The sequence below is a fragment of the Flavobacterium sp. UBA5153 genome, from assembly GCA_002413745.1.
Lineage (GTDB): Bacteria > Bacteroidota > Bacteroidia > Flavobacteriales > Flavobacteriaceae > Flavobacterium.
Map to the genome: position 1 here is coordinate 21,696 of DHXP01000068.1, position 6,798 is coordinate 28,493.

The following is a 6,798-nucleotide window of genomic DNA, read 5'->3' on the forward strand; positions in this document are numbered from 1 at the left end:
TGAGACCAATAAAAAAATTCGTTTCAAGTATTGGGCAAAACTCCTTTTTTTCCGATACTCCTTCTCAATCTATTGCCCTCTACAAAACAATACCGTACTTATGGTTTTAATGGTAATATTCAAATCCAAGAAAACGCTTCGGTGTTTGATGTAATATAAATCATATTGCAGTTTTACCAAGCTGTCTTCCAATGATTCTCCGTAGGAATAATTAACTTGTGCCCATCCGGTAAGTCCGGGTTTAATCACATGCCGTGTTTCATAAAAAGGCATTATTTCGGCGATTTCCTTCACAAAGAAAGGTCGTTCGGGTCGTGGTCCAATAACTGCCATATCCCCTTTTAAAATATTGATAAATTGTGGGATTTCGTCGATTCTCGTTTTACGCAAAAATTTACCAAAAGGAGTAACACGAGTGTCATTTGGGGCAGAAAATACGGCCCTTCCCTTTTCGGCATTTTCAATCATGGTTCTGAACTTGAGTATTCGAAATATTTTACCGTTTTTACCCACTCGCTCCTGGGTATAGAATAGTTTTCCTCGATTTCCGATGACATTCCCAATAAAGATAAAGGGAACCAACATCGCTCCAAAAAACAATCCTAAGACAGAAATTAGCACTTCCAAAAAATTTATGACCAACAAATAAATTTGGTTACTATTGCTTCTGCCAAACGGGAAAAACTTATAAAAATCCCTTGCGATATATTGCACCGGTATACGTTGTGTTTTACTCTCGTACACTTGGGTATATTCGCGAATGGTATTCCCGGATTCCAACAAATGGAGTAATTTATGGTATAGCTCGACGGTAATTTCTTCGGTTTTTTGTGAGGCAATGATAATTTCGAAAATGACATTTTCTTTGACAAATGACTCCAAATCATCAATCTTGAGATGTTGGACGTAATCGTATTCAAGGATGTTATTTTTGGCACTTCCAATATTGACATAGGCAATAATTCTATAATGGGGATCCGCACTCTCGAGTCCCAGAATTAATTCTTCCACTTGCTCTTTGTCACATACCAACACCCCGTTTTGAACAAATCGATCGGATGCCAAAAACTTGACATAAAATATTCTCCATAAAAGCAAAGCAAAAAGTACGGTAAAATAAAAGAGCAAAATCTGAAATCTTTTTGACGGCAACCCAGCCGAGAAAACAGGCGTTAGCAAATAAAGCAAAACGGTAGTCGAAGCAGTGAGAATGGTACTTTTCAAAACTTGGAACTGATTACTGGCTACTTGCAGATCATACATTTCGAAAATGGTTCCAATAACATTGAGATATAGGGCAAGGACTAGGGCATACTCGAAATGGGAAGTCGAAACATCCAGATAATCAAGATCAAGAAAATTCCCCGTGAGATGCAATGCAGTCAAAATAAAAACAACATCAAAAATTCTCAGCAGCACTTTTCTTTCCGATACTTCAAAATGTATTTTGTTTTTCTTTTTCATATCCAGTGGGGCAACTTCTCTTTAAAAAACAAATCTAATCAAACATCTGATGAAATCGATAAAAAATCGGTAAACAACAGCGTTGTTCTTTTAAAGTAAGTTTTAATGCTGTGTGTTTGTTTATTTAACCGTATGGGTCTGTTTAAACCCGGCTAAAGAATAAAAAACACATAGGGTTTAGTAAAAATCCTGTGCCCACTTTCAGCAAGGAAGCGATACAACCCGAGGATAAGAAGCTTGCCTTGGAGCTGTTTTCGGCTTTTATAGGATGTCTTTGTTCCTCTTTGGGCACTATGGGTTTTTAAAACTTCACTATTTGTTATTCATATTCAAGTAATTATTATCCGTTATTTACCGACACTATTTGAGCATTGGCAATCTAAAATCTAAACCGTATCAATAAAGCTTTTCTCCGTTTTGTTAAAAACCAACAAGCCCACAAAAAACACAATGATGGTTACACTGATGGTGTAAACCAGCCCCAAAACAGAAATATGCCCTATTCCTAGCAACATGTATCGTGTGGTTTCTATAACGTAAGCCAAAGGATTATATTGAACTAACCAAGCATAATCGGGCATTTTGCTTTTGATCAATGCCATGGGATACATTACCGCCGACAAGTACATCAGCAATTGCACCCCGAAACCTATGAGATAACTGAAGTCCCTGTATTTGGTAACCAAGGACGAAATAAACATTCCCAGTCCCAATCCCAAAACACCCATCAAAGCTACCAGTAACGGAAAAAATACGGTGGCCGCATTCAGGCTTATGGCAGCTCCCTGAAAATAATAAAAAACATAAAACGCCATAAATATCAAGAATTGAATTCCGAATTTTAATAAATTGGAAATCACGATAGAAATGGGCATAATGACACGAGGGAAATAAACCTTGCCAAATATGGCTGCATTTCTCTTGAAAGTGTCCGAGGTATCGGTCAGGCAAGACGTGAAATAATTCCAAACCGTTATTCCTGCCAAATTAAACAAAAATGGAGGCACGGCACCCGTTTCTATTCCGGCTACAGTATTGAAAATAATGGTAAAGATAATCGAGGTAAACAAGGGTTGTATCAAGTACCATAATGGCCCTAAAATGGTTTGTTTATAAACCGTAACGACATCCCTTTTGACAAAAAGCATCAACAAATCCCGGTACTGCCAAACTTCCTTGAGATTCAGCGAGAAGAATTTGTTTTTTGGCGTTATTTCAAACAACCAATCAGTCTCCGTATTTTCTGTATTGTCCATTTATAGTTACTAAGTTCTCCTTTCGATAAAAATCAGGAGCCTCTTTTCATTGTTAAAATAGACACTATTCTTATAATGCCCTAAGGCAAATATAACGATAACGTTTGGCAATTCAAAAATATACTTTTAGGGATTACTTTGCTTATTTTTTTTTTTAGAACTCATGAGGATTTTGCCCAGAAAAAAACTTTCATAATAGCCTTCAAGAGGATTGTTTTTTCTCCTGGTGCCAAAACGGCTCCCTTAGGTGGATTGCATAAAAAAAGTTCACGAAGAAAATGATTCTTTGTGAACTTTTTTTATGCATTGGAATGACAAGGATAATTTTTTAATTATACCAATTGCTGATATCCATTAGTCTAATATTTTTTTGTCACATCGAGCGCAATGTCATTAAGTTAAGAAAAAAAGTCCTTGTTTTGTCATTCCGAGGAACGAGGAATCTCATTATTTGCTCACATTATGCGATTTCTCCCGTTGGTCGAAATGACAAATAAATCCTTAACCTAATGACATTGACATCGAGCGCAGTCGAGATGAAATAATGGTTCTCGACTGCGCTCGAACTGACAATTGGACTAACTTGTAAACAGTATTGGTACAGATTCCTATTTCACAACAGATACAATTTAAAAAAGTTGTCTATCCAGAACTTCAAAAGTAGAATTCATACTTTTAAATTCCGGCACGATTTTTTTCATTTTTAAAACAATGTCATCATTGTCAAAAAAGCTGGCAATACCTATAAGTTCAATAATGTCAGTGTGCAGGGTTTCAAACTCCTCTTGAATTTCCTGTGCAATTGTAATTTTATCATGGTAGGTAGGCAATGTTTTTGAAGTGTCATTGAGCAACTCCTCGTATAATTTTTCTCCTGGCCTCAAACCCACAATCTTTATTTTGATATCAATATCAGGGTTAAATCCGGCTAGCCGGATCATCTTTCTTGCCAAATCGATAATCTTGACCGGTTTTCCCATATCAAAAATATAAATCTCGCCTCCATTACCCATAGCCCCGGCTTCCAAAACCAATTGGCACGCCTCGGGGATGGTCATAAAATACCTAATGATGTCTGGATGCGTAATGGTAACGGGACCGCCTTCGGCAATTTGTTTTGTAAACAAAGGCACGACAGAGCCATTGGATCCTAAAACATTTCCAAAACGAGTGGTAATAAATTTTGTTGCATATAATTTATTTTCATTCCTGCTTTTTAATTGTAATGATTGTACGTATTTTTCGGCTATTCTTTTACTTGCCCCCATAACGTTGCTGGGGTTTACCGCTTTATCCGTAGACACCATTACAAATTTTTCGACTTCATATTTGCAGGCCAAATCGGCAAGGTTTTTGGTTCCCTCTACATTGGTAAGAATGGCTTGAGAAGGGTTTTCTTCCATCAATGGCACATGCTTGTAGGCAGCAGCATGATAAATCATTTGAGGGCGGTATAATTTAAAGACTTTATTCAATGCTGCTTTATTTCTTACATCGGTAATAACAGTATGTATCTTTGTATTTGTGTTGATTCCTTCCATCTCCAAACAAAGATGATGCAATGGCGTTTCAGCTTGATCTACTACAATTACCATTTTGGGTTCAAAACGTAGTACTTGTCGTACGATTTCACTCCCTATTGATCCAGCGGCTCCCGTAATTAAAATGGTTTTGTCCTTTAACTGTTTCGTGATGGATTTGCTGTCTAATACAATGGGGCTTCTTTCGAGCAGATCTTCAATTTGAATGTTTTTTATTTTTTGGGAAATCTCTTTTTGATTTTCCCAGTCCGAAATCAAAGGTACCATATAAACCCTATAATTGTATTCTAAACATTGGTCAACAATGATTAATTGCTCCTCTTTGGATAAGCTTTTATCGGCCATAATAACGCCTTCAGCGCCAACAGAACGCATTAAGCCAGGTAACTTTTTCTTCAGAATTAATATGGGTAAATCCAGTATACGTTTAGAAGCATGCTGACTGTTCCTATCCACAAATCCTACAATTTTAAAACGGGAAGGTGATTCAAACTTTAAGGCATTGGCAACCGATATCGCATTGGCATCCGTTCCATAAATTACGGTTCTTGTTAATTTATTATCATTGCTTTCTGAAAAAAAAAGTTCAAAAGTTTGTTTTACAATGACACGATACAAAAACAAACCGCAAAAAGAAAATACTATGTTAATAAAAAGAGCTGTGTTTAAAAACATCTTTTCCTTATATAACAATTCGAATAAAAAATTAAAAAAAAGAAAGAAAACCAAAACAGCCATTTGTGAAAACAAAAGTTTGACCGCATCAATATAAGAGGAGTGCCTGATAATACCAGAATAGGTTCTAAATAACCAAAAGAAGAATAAATTAACTAAGAAAAATGAACCAATAAACGCAAAAACATGTGGGGTAATAATATAATCTAATCCCGTTCCTTTAAATATTAGATACGTAAAACAAAACGCCAGGACCAAAACCATAGAATCAAGAAAAACTATGATCCATCTAGGCAAATAGCTTAATTTTTGGATATTGAATCTGAAGTTTGATTTTGAAAAAAATCTTGGAAAAAAAGAGGCTAAACTAGTATCTTTAATTGTGCTCAAAATATTTATTTTTAGGTTATATCCTTTCAATATCAAAATTACAACTTAACTATTCAAAAATAATACTTTCTTTAAAATATATTTCATTTCCATAGATGAACGGTAAAAAAACTAGATGAATGGCGTATTATGGCCGAATATTAAAACAAAATAACCCGTTGGGTGTAATTATTAAAAAACTGGTTCTTGATACATTTTTTTAATAATTACAGCCAACGGGTTAGTATAGATAATTTTATTCACAATTCATTAAAAAAGCTACCTATTAAACAGGGATTTTACTTTTTAACAATTGAAGCAAATAAGTGCCGTAACCCGATTTCACCAAAGGTTCTGCCAAGGCTTTTAGTTGTTCATCGTCAATAAATCCCTGACTCCAGGCAATTTCTTCTATGCAACCTACTTTCAGTCCTTGTCTTTCTTCAATCACCTGCACAAACTGACCCGCTTGCATCAAACTAGCGAAAGTTCCTGTGTCTAGCCAGGCGTTGCCTCTTCCCAAGATGCCTACTTTTAAAAGCCTTTTTTCAAGGTAAACTTTATTGATATCGGTAATTTCATATTCCCCTCTTGGACTTGGCTTGATACTCTTGGCAATTTCAACAACACTGTTGTCATAAAAATATAATCCCGGAACCGCAAAATTTGATTTAGGCGTCAAGGGTTTTTCTTCGATAGAAATGGCCGTGTTCTCTTCATCAAACTCCACAACACCGTATCGCTCAGGATCAGCCACATGATAAGCAAATACTACGCCTCCTTTAGGATTGATATTCGATTGCAGCAATTGTTTCATAGTGTCGCCAAAGAAAATATTATCGCCCAAGACCAAGGCCACCGCATCATCCCCTATAAACTCTTCTCCAATCACGAAGGCTTGTGCCAATCCGTTTGGAATAGCTTGTTCGGCAAAACTGAATTTACAGCCTAAACGAGAACCATCCCCCAATAACTTTTTGAAATTGGGCAAATCATGTGGTGTCGAAATGATTAATATTTCGTTTATTCCTGCCATCATCAAGGTAGACAGAGGGTAATAAATCATGGGTTTATCATACACCGGCATCATTTGTTTGCTTATGGCCAAAGTCAACGGATGCAATCTAGTGCCCGATCCTCCCGCTAGAATAATTCCTTTCATTGTATTTTGTATTTTGGGTTATGTGTTAATTATAAATTCATTTTTGTTTGCCCCTTCCCTAAAGGCGGCAAAAATAGATTGGAACTTGATTTGCTAATCTATACCATTTTTTAATTTCTCCCTTTAGGGTTGGGGCAAAAAATTAAAAAATAACAATATCATTTCCTTTTTAATTTCTCCTTCTAGCTTCTCCCCTCTTGAAACCCTTTTGGGTTCAACGACTCCAAAATTAAATATAGGACGGAGTTATAGGGGCTGGGGGTGTGTTTTCATCATTCGAAAGGAATCCCTGAAATTAATTTTGCTTGCCTAATACCGCTAGTTATTTCAA

Annotated in this window: 4 protein-coding genes; all 4 read right to left on the minus strand. The window is 36.1% G+C overall.

Annotated features, from left to right (window positions below; all coding sequences use genetic code 11):
* Positions 1-69: 69 nt before the first annotated feature.
* The gene (locus B2145_RS13700) at positions 70-1,464 is read right to left on the minus strand and encodes an exopolysaccharide biosynthesis polyprenyl glycosylphosphotransferase (RefSeq protein WP_291103299.1); all 1,395 of its coding nucleotides are present in this window, start codon (positions 1,462-1,464) and stop codon (positions 70-72) included.
* Positions 1,465-1,850: 386 nt separating this feature from the next.
* On the minus strand, positions 1,851-2,720 hold the full coding sequence (locus B2145_RS13705; protein ID WP_291103302.1) for an ABC transporter permease: 870 nt from the start codon (positions 2,718-2,720) through the stop codon (positions 1,851-1,853).
* 629 nt (positions 2,721-3,349) lie between these two features.
* Positions 3,350-4,936, minus strand: a complete 1,587-nt coding sequence (locus B2145_RS13710) for a nucleoside-diphosphate sugar epimerase/dehydratase (protein WP_349677728.1) — start codon at positions 4,934-4,936, stop codon at positions 3,350-3,352.
* Between the two features lie 655 nt (positions 4,937-5,591).
* Positions 5,592-6,467 (minus strand): glucose-1-phosphate thymidylyltransferase RfbA, encoded by an 876-nt coding sequence (rfbA, locus tag B2145_RS13715; protein WP_291103307.1) that lies wholly within the window; start codon positions 6,465-6,467, stop codon positions 5,592-5,594.
* Positions 6,468-6,798 lie beyond the last annotated feature (331 nt).